Below are 20,993 nucleotides of genomic sequence, written 5' to 3'. Positions count from 1 at the left end.
TTATGCCCCTGTTACACCTGCTTCGCCAGAATCCGGTTATTGCCGCGGTGAAAGACAACACCAGTCTGCAATTAGCCATCGATTCCGAATGCCAGTTCATCTCTGTTTTGTACGGCAATATCTGCACCATCAGCCATATCGTGAAGAAGATTAAAACTGCCGGTAAATACGCATTTATCCACGTTGATCTGCTGGAGGGCGCGTCTAATAAAGAGGTGGTGATCCAGTTTCTGAAGCTGGTCACCGAGGCCGACGGCATCATCAGTACCAAAGCGTCGATGCTGAAAGCGGCGCGGGCAGAGGGCTTTTTCTGTATTCATCGCCTGTTTATCGTCGACTCCATCTCCTTTCACAACATTGATAAGCAGGTCGCACAGTCAAACCCGGACTGTATTGAGATACTACCGGGATGCATGCCGAAAGTGCTGGGATGGGTGACGGAAAAAATACGCCAGCCGTTGATTGCCGGTGGTCTGGTTTGCGATGAAGAGGACGCCCGCAATGCGATGAAAGCCGGTGTGGCGGCGCTTTCAACTACCAACACCGACGTCTGGACGTTAGCGAAAAAGCTGCATTAACCCGAGGTGCCGGATAGCGGTGTAAACACCTGATCCGGCCTCCCCCTGGATTAATTTTCTGCGATGGCTGCCAACGCCTCCAGCACCGGCAGCCAGTCATCCACAATGCCGACATCCGCCTGTGAGAAGACCGGCGCTCTGGCGTCACTGTTTATCGCCACGACGAACCGGCTCTGACGAACCCCGGCCATTAGCGCCGCCGCGCCGGATGCCCCCGCGACAATGCAGACATCCGGCGCAAGCAGATGACCTGAGATGCCAATCACGCGCTCAGCGTCAAAACCACCGTTCATCACCCGTGCACGGCTGTATCCCACTTCGGCACCAAACTCCTTACCAAGAGCGGTAATTTTTTCGGCATCGGCGTCACTTCTTCCCTGCCCTACCACCAGCACACGCCCGGCCTGCAACAAAGGATGAGCTGTAACACGGTCGATGCTTTCTACGCTATCCAGCCAGCCCGGAGGTGTGGTGGAGGCAATCCGGCGCTCCACCATCGCTGGCAGCGCGTTGCCCGACGCGCTCGTTTCCGGTTGTCGCGCCAGTGAAAGGCACAAGGGACGCGCGGTGATTTGTAGCCGGGCCGTCAGCGCATTCCCCCAGTGGGATTTCGTCACCAGCCCCTGTTGCGCATCCAGCGTCTGCACCTGGCAAACGCTGCCGCCATGCAGACGCCAGGCCAGCCGCGTCGCAAGCTCATCCCCCAGCGCACCCGCCGGAAAAATCAGGATGTCGGCTGGCGTCAGCAACCACTGCGCCGCCAGCGCGTCCAGCACCTGCTCCGCCACGTCCGGCATCGGGTCTAGAGTCCAGCGTTCCAGTTCTGCTGCATTAAGCGCGTTTTCTGCAATCCAGCCTGCCAGTGCAGCGCATTCACCCGATTCCGTAATCACAACGATCTTCATGGCTGCATCCTCTGGCGCAAATAATCATTCCACAATATCCGCGCTTTTTCCTGCGCCGTTGCGCCGTCGATAATCGTGGCGCTGCGCCGCTGCGCCGGTCGCGCCAGCTTCTGACATTGCACATACGGGGGGACATCATGAGAGGCTGGCTGGCGCACAATCTCCGTTTTTGCCGCCGCCAGGCGCTGACGCATTCCGGGGACGGGAAGCGCCACTTCACCACATTGCCTGACGGCAATTACAGCCGGAAGCGGCACCCGGCAGCGGCGCAACCCGGTCGCCGTTCGTTGCTCGACAACAACAAAAGGCGGCGTCAGCGTAAAACGCTCCACCTGGGTAAAGCAGGGCCAGGCCAACATTTCAGCCATCAAAAATGGCGTTTGCCCGTTCTGCCCTTCGCTACTCTGACAGCCAGTGATAATCAAATCCGCGCCGTGATGACGCTGCCAGTCAGTTATTTGCCGGGCAATGAATTCCGGCGCAAAGCGCAGATCCGCCGTCGTTTCCAGCAACACCGGCTTATCAAAACCCAGCGCGGCAAAATAGCGCAACCAATGAATCGCACGCTCATCGCTAATGCTTAGCGCGGTTAACGTCATATCACAACCTTCACGACGTTGCGCCAGCAGTAATGCTGCAGCCGCCTGCTCATCGGCACCAGGAGAACAGCGCAGCAGCGCGGTGTCCGGGCCACGGGTATCTTCCGTCGCCGCCAGCCAGTCTTTTTCCGCCAACATGCCGGAGTCTGGTTCGGCCTTAAACGCGAACAGAATGTTCATTTGCTCCTCCCTGTCTTTTCTCCACGCTTCCGGCCGCCACCAACGGCAATGCCTTCGTTTCCGGTGCCCATAGCCAGGTCACCACAAATCCAATGAGGAGCACGCCAGCCAGCAGCAGCAACGTGACCTGCATCCCCCATTGCGCCAGCGTCCAGGGCAGCAGGCCGGTGCTGATTGCCGCGCCAAGTCTGCTCATCGACGTCGCAAAACCCACGCCCAGCGAGCGGATATCCGTCGGGAAGCTTTCAGCAGGCAGGATCCCTACCAGATTACTGACCGCAGAAATTGTGGTGCTGAACAGGACAAAAAGCAGCAGCGTCAACGAGCTACCAGATGGCAGAAAAGCCATCACCACCAGCGTGGCAGCCAACAGAAAAAAACTCCCAAGCAGAAACCGGCGGTGCGCCAGCAGATGTGTCAATACCAGCCCCAGCAGTGCGCCAACGATTAACAACGCATTCAGCAGCAGGCTGGCGGTGAGCGCATCCTCCAGGCCGAGGGTCCCGGCAATGGTAGGCAGCCAGGTGTAGATAACAAACCACGGGATCACCAGACAAACAAAAAACACGCTGTTAAACGCGGTTCGCCGCCAGTAGAGGGGGGAAAAGAGCGTTTTGATATGTTTCCCGGACGCCGCAGAAACCTCGTCGCCGAGCAATACGTGCGGCCCAAGATAGCGGTGAACAATGGCATGGGCTTCCGCGAAGCGCCCCTGGCGCAGCAGCCAGCGAGGCGATTCCGGCGTCCCCCAGCGAAGCAGGGTAATCAATAGTGCGGGCAGCGCCGCCGACGCCAGCAGCCAGCGCCAGGCATCCGGGCTTTCGGTAATAAAATAGTGTCCCGCCAGGCTTGCCAGCACATAGCCGATGGTCCATACCACGCTGAACGCCCCCAGTAACACTCCCCGATGTCGTCGTGGAGAAAATTCGGCCAACAGAGTGTGCCCTACGGAATAATCGCCTCCCAGCCCAATCCCAATCAGAATACGTAACACAATGAGCTGCTCTGGCGAAGTGGCGAAAAGCTGTAAAAAAGAGGCGATAGTGATCAGCACAAAGCTGAAAGTGAAGATCTTCTGTCGACCAATGTGGTCTGAAATCCAGCCCAACACCAGACTACCGAGAAACAACCCGAGCAGCGCCGAGCCGCCAATCATCCCGGCCATAAACGGTGTGAGCTGCATGGCAGGTGTTAACTGAATAATGGCATAGCCGACAACGCCAAGAACATAGCCGTCGGTAAGGTGAGCACCAAAGGTCAAGGCGGCAATACGACAGTGAAAACCGTTAAGCGGTAAATCGTCCATTCGCACCGGTGAAGTGTTCATTTCTACCCCTGTCCGGTAAAATTGTGGCTTCCCGATCAGGAAGCCAACTGATGTTTATTTCTCAATCGGGTAGATCGTTCCCGTGTTCATAATGCCGTTTGGATCAAACTGACGTTTCAGACCTTCCAGCAGCGGCCACGCGCTGCCATGTTCCAACTTGCTCCAGTGAACACGATGCTTGCCGATGCCGTGGTGATGCACCATTGAGCCGCCAAGACGGATCGTCTCTTCGCAAATAATCTTGTTAAGCGGGTTGTGGTACTTATCAATCTCCTCTTCCGGCTTGCAGTCCACCACGTTGTAGTCATACACAAAGTACATGTTGGTACCGTTGATATAACTATGGGAAGAGTGACCGCCCAGCATGGTGATGTCATCCGCGTGTGGGAACTCAGTGCGGATACGATGGATCACGTTTTCGTAAATTTGATAGATGCAGCTCCAACTGCCGGAAACTTCCGTCGTAAAGCCCATATTGCCGGTTTTCAGGATCTGCACGCGTTCAGCAGCCACTTTTTCCGGGCCCCAGTTCAGATGGTTAAACCAGTTCTCAATCAGCTTGCTGTCCACACGCTTACACTGTGGATAACGCGCGACGATCTCCGCAATGCCCTCGCCAGTGGCTTGCGCCATTCGCGGATTGCCCTCAGCCATGAAGATCAACACGCATTTCCCGTCAGCAAAATGAGTGAAGTGCTGGGTGCCATCCTCGGCGTCATACAGGCGTGCAATCGAAGGACGGTAGCCTTCCACCATCACTTCACGCAGGATGTCGAAACCGATATTCATATCGTCCAGAATGTAGCCGTAAAAAAGGTTATTTTCCGGCGTGAACTTGAAGATTTTCACCGTCACTTCAGTGATATAGCACAGCGCGCCTTCGTTCCCAATGATGATGTGGCGAATGTCCGGCCCGGCAGCCCGGCGTGGCACGTTCTTGATGCGGGTTACCGTGCCGTCCGGCAGCACCGCCTCCAGCCCCACGACCATATCTTCAATGGCACCGTAAAGAGTGGAGAACTGCCCGATGCTGCGGGTTGCAACCAGGCCGCCCATCTGCGCCAGCGGCTTAGACTGCGGCGAATGCCCGGTGGTATATCCTTTTTCGCGCAATGCATTTTCCAGAATCTCAAGCGGAACGCCGCATTGAGCGGTCGCCTGCATATTTTCAATATCAATGCTCAGGATCTGGTTCATCCCAGCCCCGTCCAGCACCACGGAGTCTTTAACCACCGTTTCCAGCCCCCCTTCCGTCGCGGATGCGCCGGTACGCGGAACTCCATTGATTTTATGCTGATTCATAAACGCCAGAACGCGGGAAACCTGCTCTGTCGAACCGAGTTTTACCACTGCCGCCGGAATGGGTAGTGTATAAATACCGTGAATGTCGGCATATTTACGAAAGCGGTCAATACTGTTTTTCTTTAATACCGTTTCATCGGTAATTACGCGTTCGGACCCAACAATTTCTTTTAACTGGTCAACAATCGCTTCGCGAGATAAAGGCATAGCTATTCCTTCCTGATAATTAGCAGAACAATTAATAATACAGAAACTATAGGTAGATATTAGCGAACTAAATAACCGCCATCGACGACCAGTAAATGACCGTTAACATAATTAGAAGCCTGACTGGCAAGGAATATCGCAGCCCCCATTAAATCCTGGGTATCGCCCCAACGATTAGCTGGGATATGATCCAATACGCGCTGATTCGTTTCCGGATTGCTGCGCGTAGCCAGCGTAATATCCGTTGCATAATATCCCGGTGCGATACCGTTAACCTGAATATTATATTGCCCCAATTCATCGCAATACGCCTTGGTAAAACCGGCAAGCGCATGTTTTGTCGCTGAATAAGCCGGAGACCACTGTCCGCCAAGATAAGAGAACAAAGAACAGATATTTATAATTTTACCGCTGTTTTGCGGAATCATAATTTTTGCCGCTTCGTAGCTCAGTTCAAACGCCGCCGTCAGGTTGACGTCAATCATCGGATCCCAGTCCGCACGACCAAAGTCCAGTACCTTATTCAGCTTACAAATTCCGGCATTGTTCACCAGAATATCAACGGTGCCAAAACGCTCGCAGCAGGCGGCAATAATCTTCTGCGGGGCACCTTTCTCGGTGATATCCACCTGCATGAATTCAACTTCAACACCCTGTTTCTCAATGATTTCCTTCGTTTCACCGTTATCTTTTACAAAACTTGGGATAAACAGATTCGCCCCGGCTTTCGCCAGCGCCATCGCAAAAGCCTGACCCAGACCACTGTTGCCACCCGTTACGATCGCCGTTTTCCCTTTCAGGGAGAAAAAATTCATTGAGAATGCATTGAGAGATTCGATTGACATAGCTGGCTCCAAATTCCTTTAGGCAAAAAAAAAGAAAGGCAACTTCCCCCGCTAGAGGGAAGTCACCTTTCTCATTATCTCTGGTAACTGGAATGAATTTTTAGCATAACGAGAAAATATCTAACGTGATCAAAATCACAGATGTTTTGTTCATTTTGTATTGATGACTAAAAACAAGAATCGTGATTATTCTCACACTATAACCCACACTTCCATGTTATTTCTAAGCGCAATTACTAGAGACCTGAGAAAAGTAATCCACCTGAAAGGGCGGTTTACTTTTCTCTTTTTTTTGTCTGCATAAAATGAGAGCCCGATATGCAACAATCCTCATATCGCCGTTGGATAACACTCGCCATTATTAGTTTCAGCGGTGGCGTTAGTTTTGATTTAGCCTATTTACGTTATATCTATCAAATTCCCATGGCAAAATTCATGGGATTTAGCAATACCGAAATTGGATTAATAATGAGTACCTTTGGCGTTGCCGCTATTATTCTGTATGCGCCCAGCGGCGTTATTGCCGATAAATTCTCCCATCGCAAAATGATCACTTCAGCCATGATAATTACCGGCTTGCTCGGTCTGCTGATGATGACCTATCCACCGCTGTGGGTCATGCTCTGTATTCAGGTCGCCTTTGCCATCACGACAATCCTGATGCTGTGGTCGGTATCAATTAAAGCCGCCTCGCTGCTGGGGGATCACAGTGAACAAGGGAAAATCATGGGCTGGATGGAAGGCCTGCGCGGTGTCGGCGTCATGTCGCTGGCGGTATTTACCATGTGGGTCTTTTCTCGCTTCGCACCGGATGACAGCAACAGCCTGAAGGCCGTGATCCTGATTTATAGCGTGGTTTACATCCTGTTGGGAATTTTGTGCTGGTTCTTCGTGAACGATGGCAACAGCCGCAGCCACGGTGCGAAAGAGGATAAGCAGGCGTTTCAGCTCAAAGATATCATCGCCGTGCTGCGTATCAGCACCACCTGGTATTGCAGCATGGTTATTTTTGGCGTCTTTACGATCTACGCCATTCTCAGCTACTCCACCAACTATCTGACTGAAATGTACGGCATGTCGCTGGTCGCGGCGAGCTACATGGGGATCGTCATCAACAAGATCTTCCGGGCTATCTGTGGGCCACTGGGCGGCATCATCACCACCTACAGCAAAATTAAGTCGCCAACGCGCGTGGTGCAACTGCTTTCAATTGTCGGCGCCGCTGCGCTGATTGCCCTGCTGGTGACGAACTCAAATCCGCAGTCCGTGGTTATGGGGATCGGTCTGATTCTGCTGCTGGGCTTCACCTGCTACGCCTCGCGCGGGCTTTACTGGGCCTGTCCCGGCGAGGCCAGAACCCCTTCTTACATCATGGGAACCACCGTAGGGATCTGCTCGGTGATCGGTTTTCTGCCCGACGTGTTCGTCTATCCGATTGTCGGCCACTGGCAGGATACGCTCCCGGCGGCACAAGCCTATCGCAATATGTGGCTGATGGGACTGGCGGCGCTGTGCATGGTCATCCTCTTCACGTTCTTATTGTTTCGCAAAATTCGCACCAACAACGCCGCACCGGAAAAGATAACCTCACTGGCCGCAGAAACCTCCGGCGAGTGAAGATGGAAAATTAAAGGAGAATGACAATGTCAAAGAAATACATCATTGGAATTGATGGCGGAAGTCAAAGTACCAAGGTTGTGATGTACGATCTGGAAGGTAACGTGGTGTGTGAAGGAAAAGGTCTCCTGCAACCGATGTTTACTCCCGACGCCGATACGGCAGAGCATCCGGAAGACGATTTATGGGCTTCATTGTGTTTTGCTGGCAAAGACTTAATGAGCCAGTTCGCGGGAGATCCAAAAGACATTGTCGGGATTGGTCTGGGCTCCATTCGCTGCTGTCGCGCATTGCTCAAAGCAGACGGCACGCCCGCTGCGCCATTGATCAGCTGGCAGGACGCGCGCGTCACCCGCCCCTATGAGCACGCCAATCCTGATGTGGCTTACGTCACCTCATTTTCAGGTTATTTGTCACATCGCTTAACCGGTGAATTTAAAGACAATATCGCCAACTACTTTGGTCAGTGGCCGGTGGATTACAAAACCTGGACATGGAGCGACGACCCGGAGGTGGTGAAGAAATTCAATATCCCGCGCAGGATGCTGTTCGAGGTGCAGATGCCGGGAACCGTGCTCGGGCACCTGACGGATGCAGCGGCGAAAGCGACCAGCTTCCCGGCAGGATTACCGGTGGTTTGCACCACCAGCGACAAACCGGTAGAGGCCCTGGGCGCAGGATTGCTGGACGACGAAACCGCGGTTATCTCATTAGGCACCTATATCGCCCTGATGATGAACGGCAAAGCCCTGCCCAAAGATCCCGTCGCTTATTGGCCAATTATGTCTTCGATTCCGCAAACGTTGCTATACGAAGGCTATGGCATTCGCAAAGGGATGTGGACGGTCAGTTGGCTGCGGGACATGTTGGGGGAATCACTAATCCAGGATGCGAAAGCGCAGGATCTGTCGCCGGAAGATTTGCTGAACAAGAAAGCGGCCAGCGTACCACCCGGTTGCAATGGCCTGATGACCGTCCTGGACTGGCTGACCAACCCGTGGGAACCGTTCAAACGTGGGATCATGATTGGCTTTGACTCCAGCATGGACTACGCATGGATTTACCGCTCTATTCTGGAAAGCGTTGCGCTGACGCTGAAAAACAATTACGACAATATGTGTAATGAAATGAATCACTTCGCTAAACAAGTGATCATTACGGGCGGTGGTTCAAACAGCGATCTATTCATGCAAATTTTTGCCGACGTGTTCAATCTTCCAGCAAGACGGAATGCCATTAACGGTTGCGCCAGCCTGGGCGCGGCAATTAACACGGCGGTAGGGCTTGGTCTCTATCCGAACTATGAGACCGCGATAGAAAAAATGGTGCGGGTGAAAGATGTATTCACACCAATAGAAAGCAACGCCAGACGCTATGACGCGCTGAACAAAGGGATTTTCCGCGATTTAACCCAGCACACCGATGTGATCCTGAAAAAGTCGTATGAAGTACTGCATGGCGGCCAGGATAACGTTAATTCGATTCAGAGCTGGTCGAACGCATAAGGTTGTCCGGCCTGCATGTAGCACTCAATGCAGGCCGATAAACCCATTATCATCAGGCAATATTCAGATATTTATGGGTCTGCATCGACAGACGCCAGTTACGCGCAATACAGGTATCAATACACAAACGCGTGGCATCTTCTTTCTGGCTGATTGGCTGTAAGGCTATGATACGCGGTTTGTCGTCGCTCAACGTAGCCAGCAGTTCATCCAGCGCTTCAATATCGCGAACGCGACCAACCGGATGTTTGATTTCATTCGCACGCTCCAGCGCCTGCGACAGCACATCATAACCGCCGCGCATATTCACCTTCGGCGATACGGTCACCCAGGTATTCGGCGTACAGCGCACTTCGTGGGTACCGCTGGTTTCAATCTGGCAGCTAAAGCCGTTCTTTTCCAGCAGGTCTGTCAGCGGCATCAGGTCATGAATGCAGGGCTCGCCACCGGTTATCACCACGTGACGGGCGGTATAGCCCTGACGCACAATGACCGCCAGCAGATCCTCGCTGCTCGCCGCGCCCCATTTATCGCTCTCTTTGGTCTTAGCCAGGATGCTGTACAGGGAAACTTCCCGATCCTCAAGCTTATCCCAGGTGTGTTTGGTATCGCACCAGGCACAGCCAACCGGGCATCCCTGTAAACGAATAAAAATGGCGGGGACGCCGGTAAAGTAACCCTCACCTTGCAGGGTCTGGAACATCTCGTTAATCGGGTACTGCATAGCGCTCTCAATATGGGGATAAACGATAATTATCGCAGATCCCCGCCAAAGTATCATGCCCCATCGATGCTTTACGCGGCGATCGCCGCGGCAAAGCGTGCCGTAATCTGCTGCGGACGCGTGATAGCCCCTCCAACCACCACGGTATGGGCACCTAATGCCAGGCAACGTGCAGCACGTTCCGGGGTATCGACGTTTCCTTCCGCCACGACCGGTATGCTGACCGCAGCCAACACCTCACGTAAAAAACCGCAGTCGTTTTCCGCCAGCACATGCCCGACAGTGTCAGCGGTATAGCCGTAGAGCGTAGTGCCCACGCAGTCAAACCCCAGACGCTCGGCGGTCACCGCCTCGTCTACAGTGGCGATATCCGCCATCAGCAGTACGGACGGGTAGCGAGCGCGGACTTGTGCGACCAGTTCTTCCAGCGTTTGCCCACCAGGGCGCGGGCGCGCTGTCGCGTCCAGAGCAATAATTTCCGGCTCAACGGTCATCAACTCATCCACTTCCTGCAGGGTGGCCGTGATAAACACATCACTACCCGGATAATCGCGCTTGATAATCCCAATCACCGGCAGTGAGACGATCTCTTTGATAGCGCGAATATCCACCACGCTGTTCGCACGGATACCTACCGCACCGCCCTGTGCTGCCGCCAACGCCATACGCGACATAATAAATGGACTGTGCAGAGGCTCATTTTCCAGCGCCTGACAGGAGACGATTAATTTACCTTTCAGGCAATCCAGTACAGTTTTCATTACGATAAGATCTCTTCGACTTCGTTTTTAATGATGGTGACATGCGGGCCATAAATCACCTGAACACCTTTACCGCGAATAATAACGCCACGTGCTCCGGTCGCTTTCAGCGCCGCTTCATCTACCTTGCTGCTCTCTTTCACCGTCACGCGTAAGCGTGTGGCGCAACAGTCCACCTCTTCCAGATTCTCTTTGCCTCCCAGCCCAGAGATGACTGCCGCTGCGCGTTCACTTTGAGGCAGACCGGATTCAATTGGGGTTACGTTTTCACGCCCAGGTGTCAGCCAGCCAAAGCGGTTAATCAAATAGCGGAAGGTAAAGTAGTAAAGGAAGAACCACGGTATCCCCACCATGGGAACGTACATCCAGTTGGTTTTAGCTTCCCCTTGTAAGACGCCGAAGAGGAGGAAATCGATAAGCCCACCCGAAAAAGTTTGCCCAATAGTGATATGTAAAATATGAGCCATCATAAACGCCAGGCCATCGAAGAAGGCGTGAATGACATATAACACGGGAGCCACAAAGAGGAAGGAGAACTCGATAGGCTCAGTGATCCCCGTCAGGAAAGAGGTCAGGGCTGCCGACAACAGCAGGCCGGCGACAAGCTTTCTGTTCTCCGGCTTGGCAGTGTGGTACATCGCCAGGCATGCGCCAAGCAGGCCAAACATCATGGTAATGAATCGCCCGGACATAAAGCGCGAGGTGCCCGCATAGAACTGCTGCGTATTCGGATCGGCAAGTTGGGCAAAGAAAATCCGCTGCGTACCTTCAACCAACTGGCCGTTGACGATTTCGCTACCGCCAAGCGCCGTCGTCCAGAACGGCAAATAAAAGATATGGTGTAAACCCAGTGGGCCAAGCATACGCAGGATGAAGCCGTACAACAGTGTCCCCAGATAACCCGTCGCATCCACCAGACCACCCAGCCCAAAAATGAGTTTCTGGAAATACGGCCAAACCACTGTCATGACAGCCCCCACGACAATCGCGGCAAGGGAGCTAATAATCGGTACAAAGCGCGAACCGCTGAAGAAACCAAGGAACTGAGGTAGTGAGACTTTATTGAAACGGCTATGCAGCGCGCAGGTGACAAGACCAATAACCACCCCACCAAACACGCCCGTTTCCAGCGTCTGAATACCCAGCGTCATCCCCTGGCCAACGGCACCCGGGTTCTCGTGCGCCAGTGTCCCGTTGAGGGTCAATAAGGCATTGATAGTGGCATTCATCACCAAAAATGCCAGCAATGCCGCCAGCCCGGCGGTACCTTTATCCGTTTTCGCCAGTCCTACAGCGACACCCACTGCGAACAACACCGAAAGATTGGCAAACACAATAGAACCGGCGCTGGTCATGATTGTGAAGATTGCCTGCAACCAGTCGACATCCAAAAACGGATAAGCCGTCAATGTGTTTGGATTCGACAGTGCGCCGCCAATCCCTAACAACAGTCCCGCGGCGGGCAATACCGCAATCGGCAGCATGAAGGATTTGCCGAAGCGCTGCGCTTTTTCAAACCATGCACCCGATGAGGCGCCGCTAAACATTTGCATCATTTTTTCATCTCCCCGACTAGTGATGAAAATTTTTACCATAATTACTTTTATAAATGAAAATTATCATCAAAAACCAAGAAGCCGATCATACTTTTTTAAAATGACTGGCATCTCTCCCCTGCTTTCCGCCACACTATCAGCAGAGAAACGCATTAAGGATTTTGCATGTCAGAAAATGAAAACCTGCTGCTGAGATTGCGCCAGAGCGTTGACGGATATAGCCGAACACAACAGAAGCTGGGAGAGTTTGTGCTAAGCGATCCGGCAAAAGTTGTCTACCTGACGATTACCGAACTGGCGCGTGAAAGCGACACCAGCGAAGCTAGCGTCACACGGCTGTGCCGTACGCTGGGGTGTAAGGGCTATAACGAGTTCAAAATGGCGCTGGCACTCGATCTCCAGCAAGAACAGCCGGTAGAGCACAGCGGGGATGAAATTGACAATGTGGTCAATGAATCCGTGCAAGCACTGCAGGACACCGCAAAATTACTCGACAGAGCATTACTTGAAGCAGCCGCTCTTGCGCTGCATCAGGCGCAGTCGGTACAGATTTATGGCGTAGCGGCCAGCGCCATTCTGGGGGAGTATTTACATTACAAACTCCTGCGCTTGGGCAAACCCGCACAAATGTTCAGCGATATGCATCGCGCAGCCATGAACGCCACAACGCTAAGCAAAGACACGCTCGTGGTGGCGATTTCCAGCTCAGGCTCCACGCGCGATCTGCTGCATGTCGTTAAACTGGCGCGTAAGCAAGGCGCGCGCGTACTGGCGTTGAGTAATACGCCGCGCAGTCCGTTGGCTTCGCTGAGTGATATTCAACTGGTCGCAGCCAAACCAGAAGGTCCGTTGAGTGCTGGTGCGCTAAACGCCAAGGTGGGAGTGATGCTGTTGGTAGAACTGCTCACCACGTCACTGATTGCTCTGGATGAAAAGTACAGTGATGTGAGCCAGAAAACCGCCAGTGCGACCTTACCGCTACTGCTTTAGTTTAGCGGCATAAAAAAACCCGCCGCAGCGGGTTTTTACGTTAAGAGTTAAAGAACAGGATTACGCCTGACCTTTGATCTCTTTACGACCGTTGTACGGCGCTTGTTCACCCAGAGCTTCTTCGATACGAATCAGCTGGTTGTACTTAGCAACGCGGTCAGAACGGCTCATAGAACCGGTTTTGATCTGGCCTGCAGCGGTACCAACAGCCAGGTCAGCGATGGTAGCGTCTTCAGTTTCGCCAGAACGGTGAGAGATGACAGCGGTGTAGCCAGCGTCTTTCGCCATTTTGATCGCAGCCAGAGTTTCGGTCAGAGAACCGATCTGGTTGAATTTGATCAGGATGGAGTTAACGATGCCTTTTTCGATACCTTCTTTCAGGATCTTGGTGTTGGTTACGAACAGATCGTCACCAACCAGCTGGATTTTGTCGCCCAGAACTTTAGTCTGGTATGCGAAACCGTCCCAGTCAGACTCGTCCAGACCATCTTCGATGGACACGATCGGGTACTGTTTGGTCAGTTCTTCCAGGAAGTGAGTGAATTCTTCGGAGGTGAATGCTTTGTTGCCTTCGCCAGCCAGAACGTATTTACCGTCTTTGTAGAATTCAGAAGCTGCACAGTCCATCGCCAGGGTGATGTCTTTGCCCAGCTCGTAGCCAGCTGCTTTAACCGCTTCAGCGATTACAGCCAGAGCTTCAGCGTTGGAACCCAGGTTCGGCGCGTAGCCGCCTTCGTCACCCACTGCAGTGTTCATACCTTTAGCTTTCAGAACTTTAGCCAGGTTATGGAACACTTCAGAACCCATACGTACGGCTTCTTTCAGGGTTTTAGCGCCAACCGGCTGAATCATGAACTCCTGGATGTCAACGTTGTTGTCAGCGTGCTCACCACCGTTGATGATGTTCATCATCGGAACCGGCATGGAGTATTTGCCCGGAGTACCGTTCAGTTCAGCGATGTGTGCATACAGCGGCAGGCCTTTAGCAGCAGCTGCTGCTTTGGCGTTCGCCAGGGACACAGCCAGGATGGCGTTTGCACCGAAGTTGGATTTGTTTTCAGTACCGTCCAGATCGATCATGATCTTGTCGATGCCAGCCTGATCTTTAGCATCTTTACCCAGCAGAGCCTGAGCAATTGGGCCGTTAACAGCTGCAACAGCTTTCAGTACGCCTTTACCCATGAAACGGGATTTGTCGCCGTCGCGCAGTTCCAGTGCTTCGCGGGAACCAGTAGAAGCACCTGACGGAGCTGCTGCCATACCAACGAAACCACCTTCCAGGTGTACTTCGGCTTCAACAGTCGGGTTACCACGGGAGTCGATGATTTCACGACCGATGATTTTAACGATTTTGGACATTAGATTTTCCTCAGTACAAGTTAAACTAAAACTCCAGACAAACAATGCACCCGGATGGGTGCATTGCCGTTCTAACTTTTTTACTTCTTACTTCGCCTGACGCTTCTGATGTTCACTGGCGGCTTTCACAAAGCCGGCAAACAGCGGGTGCCCATCACGTGGCGTGGAAGTAAATTCCGGGTGGAACTGACAGGCCACGAACCACGGATGATTCGGTACCTCAATGATCTCGACCAACTGATCATCACCGGAACGGCCTGCAATACGCAGACCCGCAGCTTCAATCTGTTTCAACAGCATATTGTTGACTTCGTAACGGTGGCGATGGCGTTCAACAATTGTCGGCGCGCCGTACAGCTGACGAACCAGGCTATCGTCGCTCAACTGACACTGCTGGGCGCCAAGGCGCATTGTGCCGCCCAGATCGCTCTTCTCGGTACGGACTTCAACGTTGCCGTCTTCATCGCGCCATTCGGTAATCAGGGCCACCACCGGGTACTTACAGTCTGGCACAAATTCCGTGGAGTTGGCGTTATCCATACCCACTACGTTACGTGCAAACTCAATCAACGCAACCTGCATACCCAGGCAAATACCCAGATAAGGAACATTGTTTTCACGCGCAAAGCGCGCTGTCGCGATCTTACCTTCAACACCACGGTAGCCGAAGCCGCCAGGGATCAGGATTGCATCAAGACCTTTCAGGATCTCAACGCCGCGCGTTTCGACATCTTGCGAATCGATCAGCTTAATGTTGACGGTGACACGATTCTTCAGACCACCGTGCTTCAATGCTTCGATAACTGACTTATAGGCATCCGGCAGTTCAATATACTTGCCGACCATACCGATAGTCACTTCGCCTGCCGGATTCGCTTCTTCGTAGATAACCTGTTCCCATTCTGACAGATTAGCTTCCGGACAGTTCAAGCTGAATCGTTTACAAATATAATCGTCAAGGCCCTGGGATTTCAACAGGCCTGGAATTTTATAGATGGAATCGACATCTTTCATTGAAATAACGGCTTTTTCTGGCACGTTACAGAACAATGCAATTTTTGCACGTTCGTTGGCCGGAACCGCGCGATCGGAACGACAGATCAGAATGTCAGGCTGGATACCGATAGACAGCAACTCTTTTACCGAGTGCTGAGTCGGTTTAGTTTTGACTTCACCGGCAGCGGCCAGGTAAGGAACCAGAGTCAGGTGCATGAACAGCGCGTGTTCACGACCGATATCTACCGCTAATTGGCGAATCGCTTCCAGGAATGGCAGGGATTCGATATCACCGACCGTACCGCCGATTTCAACCAGAACGACGTCATGACCTTCGCCACCGGCAAGGACACGCTCTTTAATCGCGTTGGTGATGTGCGGGATAACCTGTACGGTTGCACCCAGATAGTCGCCACGGCGCTCTTTGCGCAGGACATCGGAGTAAATTCGACCGGTAGTGAAGTTATTGCGGCGAGTCATTTTGGTACGAATGAAACGCTCATAGTGACCCAGGTCCAGGTCGGTTTCAGCGCCGTCTTCAGTAACGAACACTTCCCCGTGTTGGATTGGACTCATAGTACCTGGATCGACGTTGATGTACGGATCCAGTTTCATCATGGTCACGTTGAGGCCACGAGCCTCAAGAATGGCTGCCAGGGAGGCTGCGGCAATGCCTTTACCCAGAGAGGATACGACCCCGCCGGTCACAAAAATATAGTTCGTTGTCATGCTGGACCTGAGAAGTTAGGGTGAAACGATGGAATTACCAAGACGGGAAAGTAGTATACCCGAACATGACGAGCGCCACAAACTTTCATTATTCCTCCTCTTCACCAGGCTCACATAAACATCGGGAGTGAGAAAATAGCCCCTTTGGGGTAAATGTTTTTGACGTAAATCAAGCGCTTGTTATTTAAAAAATCACACAAATCGCCCTTGACCGACGAAATCCCTTAGAGATCAATTTCCTGCCGTTTTACCTGTTGCCAGACTTCTTCCATAGTTTCCAGATCAACACCAGTCATTTCCAGACCCCGAGCCGCTACAATTCGCTCAACCTCACGAAAACGGCGCTCAAATTTCTCGTTCGCTTTTTGCAATGCGGTCTCTGCTTTAGTACCTAAATGCCGAGCCATATTGACCGTCGCAAACAGCAGGTCGCCCATTTCCTCCTCCAGTTTAGCCTGGTCGACAACAGCCTGCTTCGCCTCAAACATGACTTCATCGATCTCTTCGTAAACCTTGTCGACAACCGGTCCTAATGTTTTCCAGTCGAAGCCAACATTAGAGCAGCGTTTCTGGATTTTTTGGGCGCGCATTAACGCCGGTAAACTACGGGGAATATCGTCGAGCGCGGAATGCTGCGCCTTCTGGGCGCGTTCTTCGCTTTTGATTTGCTCCCAGCGGGTCAACACCTCAGTGCTGTTACTGGCAGAAACATCAGCAAAAACATGTGGGTGGCGACGCTCAAGCTTATCGCTGATGGCGGCGCAAATATCATTGAAATCGAAACGTCCTTCTTCCTGCGCCATCTGGGCGTAAAACACCACCTGGAACAGCAAGTCACCCAGCTCTCCACGCAGGTCGTCGAAGTCTTCCCGCGCAATTGCGTCCAGCACTTCATAGGTTTCTTCGAGGGTGTAAGGGGCAATAGTGGCGAATGTCTGCTCTTTATCCCAGGGACAACCGTTTTCCGGGTCGCGCAGGCGCTGCATAATACCGAGCAGTCGGTCGATTTGATTCATTGGAATATCCTGAAATTTCAATACGCGAAGCCCGATAAGACGACAGCCGATATCCGGCAACATGGCAATGCCTGATGGCAACGCTAACGCGCCTCACCAGGCATGCAAACTTATCTGGCCTATTAAATAATTAATTACCGTGCAGACGACGTGCGTCGATCACATCCGGCACCTGGTTCAGCTTGCCAAGCACGCGCCCGAGCACCTGCAGGTTATAGATTTCGATGGTCATATCGATGGTAGCCAGTTGCTGTTTGGTATCACTCCGGCTGGCAACCCCCAGCACGTTCACCTTCTCGTTGGCAAGAATCGTGGTGATATCACGTAATAAGCCGCTGCGATCGTTAGCCTGGACGCGAACCACCAGCGAATATCCTGCCGAGTAGCTTTCGCCCCAAACCGCATCAACAATTCGTTCCGGCGCATGAGAGCGCAGCTCGGTCAACTGTTCGCAATCCGCCCGGTGCACGGAAATACCGCGGCCCTGAGTGATAAACCCGACAATTTCATCGCCTGGAATCGGCTGGCAGCAGCGCGCGATGTGGTGCATCAAGTTACCCACCCCTTCCACCACCACGCGACCGTCGTCTTTACGGCGACTCTGCGGCGCCTGCGTTTTCTGCTGAAGCTGTTTCAGCGCGGCGGCATCCTGTTCGGCTGCGCTTGGCTTATTAAACTGCGCCTGCAGGAAGTTCACCATCTGGTTGAGGCGAATGTCCCCCCCACCAATCGCCGCCAGCAGCTCATCCAGCTCATTGAAGCTGTAGCGCGGCAGCAGGTGCTTTTCCGCTTCTTTCAGGCTAATGCCTAAATGCGCCAGTTCATCGTCGAGGATCTGGCGGCCAGCAAGGATGTTTTTGTCGCGGTCCTGTTTACGGAACCAGGCGTGGATCTTCGAACGCCCCCGACTGGTGGTGACATAGCCGAGGTTAGGGTTCAGCCAGTCGCGGCTTGGGTTGGGCTGTTTCTGGGTGATAATTTCAATTTGATCGCCCATTTGCAGCTGGTAGGTAAACGGTACGATGCGCCCGCCAATTTTCGCGCCAATGCAACGATGCCCCACATCACTGTGAATATGATAAGCAAAATCGAGCGGTGTGGAGCCTGCAGGTAAGTCCACAACGTCGCCTTTTGGCGTAAAGACGTACACTCGGTCATCAAAGACCTGGCTACGGACTTCATCCAGCATTTCACCAGAGTCCGCCATCTCTTCCTGCCAGGCGATCAGCTTACGCAGCCATGCAATACGATCTTCATGACCAGAACGCGCCACGCCTGAAGCGGTGCCCTCTTTATACTTCCAGTGTGCCGCAACGCCCAGTTCGGCATCTTCATGCATCTGTTTCGTACGGATCTGAATTTCAATGGTTTTGCCGCCCGGTCCCAGCACAACCGTATGAATTGACTGATAGCCGTTGGGTTTCGGGTTAGCGACATAGTCATCGAACTCATCCGGCAGATGGCGATAGTGAGTATGCACTATCCCGAGCGCGGCATAGCAGTCCTGTAAACGCTCCGCCACGATACGCACCGCGCGCACGTCGAAAAGTTCATCGAAGGCCAGCTGCTTTTTCTGCATTTTGCGCCAGATGCTGTAGATGTGTTTCGGGCGTCCGTACACTTCGGCTTTGACGCCTTCCGTTTTCATCTCTGAGCGCAAATGACCGACGAACTCATCAATGTAATGCTCGCGATCGATGCGACGTTCGTGCAGCAGCTTGGCAATACGTTTGTATTCAGCCGGGTGCAGGTAACGGAAGCAGTAATCTTCCAGTTCCCATTTTAATTGCCCGATACCCAAACGGTTGGCCAGCGGCGCATAGATATTGGTGCACTCTTTTGCCGCCAGAACGCGTTCATCTTCCGGTGCGTCCTTCACTTCACGCAGATGTGCAATCCGCTCCGCCAGCTTGATGACCACACAGCGGAAATCATCCACCATAGCCAGCAGCATGCGGCGAACGTTATCGACCTGTTCGGATGAGACTGAATCGGTATGAGTGGCCTTAAGCTGGCGTATTGCCGCCATATCCCGCACGCCGTGGATAAGATGAACAATGGATTTGCCCACGCTCTCGCGCAGGATGTCTTCACTGACCACGTTGGCATCTGCCAGAGGGAACAGCATTGCTGCGCGCAGCGTGTCGATATCCATGCTCAACATGGAGAGTATTTCAACCATCTCCACGCCACGCCATAACAGCAGATCCGCATCCGGATGCCCCTGTGTCTGCTGCTGGCAGTACGCCCAGGTTTCGGCTAAGCGTTCACACGACTGCTGGCTGGAGATCCCCAGACTCGCGATCCATTTCTTTGGATCAAACTCACCAGCTTTATTTATATGTGCACTTCTTACCGCAACCATTGTCCTCTCCTTAAGGGGCCTGGCCTGTCGAAGTCGACAAGCCATACCCATTGTCTTTCACGCTGCATTACCACCCGAAATCCAATGGGTACAAAATTTATTACATACGCTCAAACAGGACCATTGATTCCAGGTGTCCAGTGTGCGGGAACATATCAAGCATCGCCAGTCGCCGTATGGCATATCCCGCGTTGAGCAAAGCGTCGCTGTCACGAGCCAGCGTTGCCGGGTTACAGGATACATAAACAACGCGTATAGGTTCTAATTTTATAATATGTTGCATCACACCTGCAGCCCCCGCACGCGCAGGATCGAGCAATACTTTGTCGAATCCGTTTTTCGCCCACGGCTGCCGGGTAACATCTTCCTCAAGGTTTTCATGAAAGAATGTCACATTGTGTAATCCGTTATTCAGCGCGTTTTCCCGGCCTTTTTCCACCAGCGCCGGTACCCCTTCCACCCCCACCACGTTTGCAGCCCGGGTTGCCAACGGCAGGGTAAAATTACCCATTCCACAGAACAGATCGAGAACGCGATCTTCAGGTTGCACATCCAGCCATTCGAGCGCACGGGCCACCATTTGTTGGTTTACCCCTTCATTGACCTGAATAAAATCACGCGGGCTGAAGGTTAACCGTAGTCCATTTGAGTCATACCAGGGCGACTCTTCTGATATTGATTCCAGTATCTCGCTTTGCGGGGCCAGAAACAAAGACAGCCCCTGAGAATGCGAAAAGCATTCCAGTTTTTCTTTATCCTGAACACTTAATGGCGCCGTGTGGCGCAAAATCATCAGGGTTCCGCTCCCCGCCTGCACCAGCTCGACATGACCAAGATGGCGTAACCCTTGCAGACTTTCCAGACACGCCCGGATGTGGGGCAAGAGCGCTTCAAGCTGGGGCACCAAAATAGGGCATTGTTTAACATCGATAATGTCGCTGGATGCGGATTTGCGAAACCCCATCTGCAATTTTTGTTCTTTTGGCCGATAATTCAGGCTCAACCTGGCGCGACGACGATAGCCCCACGGGGTATCAGCTATAACATCCGACACTTCACATTTCATTAAACGCGACAACGCCGCGCTTTTGCTACGCTGCTGCAACGAGATGCTGGCATGCTGCTGCTGGCAGCCGCCGCACACGCCAAAATGCGGGCAACGTGGCACTTCACGCTGCGGACTGTCGTTTAAACGTCGTTTTACTTGCGCGCGGGCGAACTGTTTTTTATCTTCGGTAATCACCACCTCGGCGCTTTCCTGAGGTAGCAATTCCGGTATAAACAACGCCTTTCCGTTATGGCGAGCAACGCCCTGGCCGAAAGGATCAAGGTCATTGACGGTAACGGTTATGATCTGACGCGTCGTCACGCGTCGTTTTGCAGAGTAGAATTGCGCCATCGACGAGATATTTCTCTATTTAACAGTGTGACC

The 20,993-nt window shown here is 52.8% G+C and carries 16 protein-coding genes and 1 pseudogene; 4 read left to right on the top strand and 13 right to left on the bottom strand.

The features are described 5' to 3' along the window. Positions 1-2 precede the first annotated feature (2 nt). Positions 3-578, top strand: coding sequence for a glycerol-3-phosphate responsive antiterminator (locus tag HV352_RS04720; RefSeq protein WP_049268515.1), 576 nt, complete (start codon positions 3-5; stop codon positions 576-578). 50 nt (positions 579-628) lie between these two features. Here HV352_RS04720 and HV352_RS04715 read toward each other — a convergent pair whose 3' ends face one another. The 5 genes and pseudogenes from HV352_RS04715 to HV352_RS04695 form a co-directional block, all read right to left on the bottom strand. Further along, positions 629-1,483, bottom strand: coding sequence for an electron transfer flavoprotein subunit alpha/FixB family protein (locus HV352_RS04715; RefSeq protein ID WP_181635235.1), 855 nt, complete (start codon positions 1,481-1,483; stop codon positions 629-631). After that, positions 1,480-2,262, bottom strand: a complete 783-nt coding sequence (locus HV352_RS04710; protein WP_181635234.1) for an electron transfer flavoprotein subunit beta/FixA family protein — start codon at positions 2,260-2,262, stop codon at positions 1,480-1,482. The genes HV352_RS04715 and HV352_RS04710 overlap by 4 nt, the downstream gene beginning before the upstream one ends. Beyond that, a pseudogene (locus HV352_RS04705) lies at positions 2,240-3,598 on the bottom strand (MFS transporter); the annotation flags it as partial. The pseudogene HV352_RS04705 and the gene HV352_RS04710, both read right to left, overlap by 23 nt. A 45-nt stretch (positions 3,599-3,643) precedes the next feature. Then, complete coding sequence (locus HV352_RS04700) at positions 3,644-5,098, bottom strand: FAD-binding oxidoreductase (RefSeq protein WP_103847978.1); 1,455 nt, start codon at positions 5,096-5,098, stop codon at positions 3,644-3,646. A 59-nt stretch (positions 5,099-5,157) separates the two neighbouring features. Further along, the gene (locus tag HV352_RS04695; protein WP_016154226.1) at positions 5,158-5,943 is read right to left on the bottom strand and encodes an SDR family oxidoreductase; all 786 of its coding nucleotides are present in this window, start codon (positions 5,941-5,943) and stop codon (positions 5,158-5,160) included. Between the two features lie 318 nt (positions 5,944-6,261). On the opposite strand from HV352_RS04695, the gene HV352_RS04690 reads away from it, so the two are divergent. Together HV352_RS04690 and HV352_RS04685 are read left to right on the top strand one after the other, a co-directional pair. Further along, positions 6,262-7,560 carry an MFS transporter gene (locus tag HV352_RS04690; protein WP_103284164.1) on the top strand — a complete coding sequence of 433 codons (1,299 nt, stop codon included), beginning with the start codon at positions 6,262-6,264 and terminating at the stop codon, positions 7,558-7,560. A 26-nt stretch (positions 7,561-7,586) separates the two neighbouring features. Next, entirely contained in the window at positions 7,587-9,065 is a 1,479-nt protein-coding gene (locus HV352_RS04685) for an FGGY-family carbohydrate kinase (RefSeq protein WP_181635232.1), read from the top strand. Positions 9,066-9,117: 52 nt separating this feature from the next. Here the strand turns inward: HV352_RS04685 and queE are convergent, their stop codons facing one another. From queE to HV352_RS04670, 3 genes are all read right to left on the bottom strand, one after another. Then, the gene (gene queE, locus HV352_RS04680) at positions 9,118-9,789 is read right to left on the bottom strand and encodes a 7-carboxy-7-deazaguanine synthase QueE (RefSeq protein ID WP_016154229.1); all 672 of its coding nucleotides are present in this window, start codon (positions 9,787-9,789) and stop codon (positions 9,118-9,120) included. A 71-nt stretch (positions 9,790-9,860) separates the two neighbouring features. Next, the gene (locus tag HV352_RS04675; protein WP_016154230.1) at positions 9,861-10,550 is read right to left on the bottom strand and encodes an N-acetylmannosamine-6-phosphate 2-epimerase; all 690 of its coding nucleotides are present in this window, start codon (positions 10,548-10,550) and stop codon (positions 9,861-9,863) included. Then, positions 10,550-12,106, bottom strand: a complete 1,557-nt coding sequence (locus tag HV352_RS04670) for a maltose/glucose-specific PTS transporter subunit IIC (protein WP_181635231.1) — start codon at positions 12,104-12,106, stop codon at positions 10,550-10,552. Before HV352_RS04670 ends, HV352_RS04675 begins: the two co-directional genes overlap by 1 nt. 165 nt (positions 12,107-12,271) lie before the next feature. On the opposite strand from HV352_RS04670, the gene HV352_RS04665 reads away from it, so the two are divergent. Further along, on the top strand, positions 12,272-13,096 hold the full coding sequence (locus tag HV352_RS04665) for a MurR/RpiR family transcriptional regulator (protein WP_049040365.1): 825 nt from the start codon (positions 12,272-12,274) through the stop codon (positions 13,094-13,096). A gap of 60 nt (positions 13,097-13,156) precedes the next feature. On the opposite strand, the gene eno is transcribed toward HV352_RS04665, so the two are convergent. The 5 genes from eno to rlmD all read right to left on the bottom strand — a co-directional run bounded on the left by eno (position 13,157) and on the right by rlmD (position 20,960). After that, positions 13,157-14,455 carry a phosphopyruvate hydratase gene (gene eno / locus HV352_RS04660; protein WP_003034129.1) on the bottom strand — a complete coding sequence of 433 codons (1,299 nt, stop codon included), beginning with the start codon at positions 14,453-14,455 and terminating at the stop codon, positions 13,157-13,159. Between the two features lie 87 nt (positions 14,456-14,542). After that, positions 14,543-16,180, bottom strand: a complete 1,638-nt coding sequence (gene pyrG / locus HV352_RS04655; protein WP_016154233.1) for a CTP synthase (glutamine hydrolyzing) — start codon at positions 16,178-16,180, stop codon at positions 14,543-14,545. Between the two features lie 224 nt (positions 16,181-16,404). Continuing rightward, positions 16,405-17,196, bottom strand: a complete 792-nt coding sequence (mazG, locus tag HV352_RS04650) for a nucleoside triphosphate pyrophosphohydrolase (protein WP_016154234.1) — start codon at positions 17,194-17,196, stop codon at positions 16,405-16,407. 130 nt (positions 17,197-17,326) lie between these two features. Continuing rightward, entirely contained in the window at positions 17,327-19,561 is a 2,235-nt protein-coding gene (gene relA / locus HV352_RS04645; RefSeq protein WP_016154235.1) for a GTP diphosphokinase, read from the bottom strand. Positions 19,562-19,661: 100 nt separating this feature from the next. Further along, the gene (gene rlmD / locus HV352_RS04640) at positions 19,662-20,960 is read right to left on the bottom strand and encodes a 23S rRNA (uracil(1939)-C(5))-methyltransferase RlmD (RefSeq protein ID WP_016157350.1); all 1,299 of its coding nucleotides are present in this window, start codon (positions 20,958-20,960) and stop codon (positions 19,662-19,664) included. Between the last annotated feature and the right edge of the window lie 33 nt (positions 20,961-20,993).

The organism is Citrobacter sp. RHBSTW-01044, from assembly GCF_013781945.1.
Lineage (GTDB): Bacteria > Pseudomonadota > Gammaproteobacteria > Enterobacterales > Enterobacteriaceae > Citrobacter > Citrobacter braakii.
This window is presented reverse-complemented; position numbering and strand designations above follow the sequence as displayed.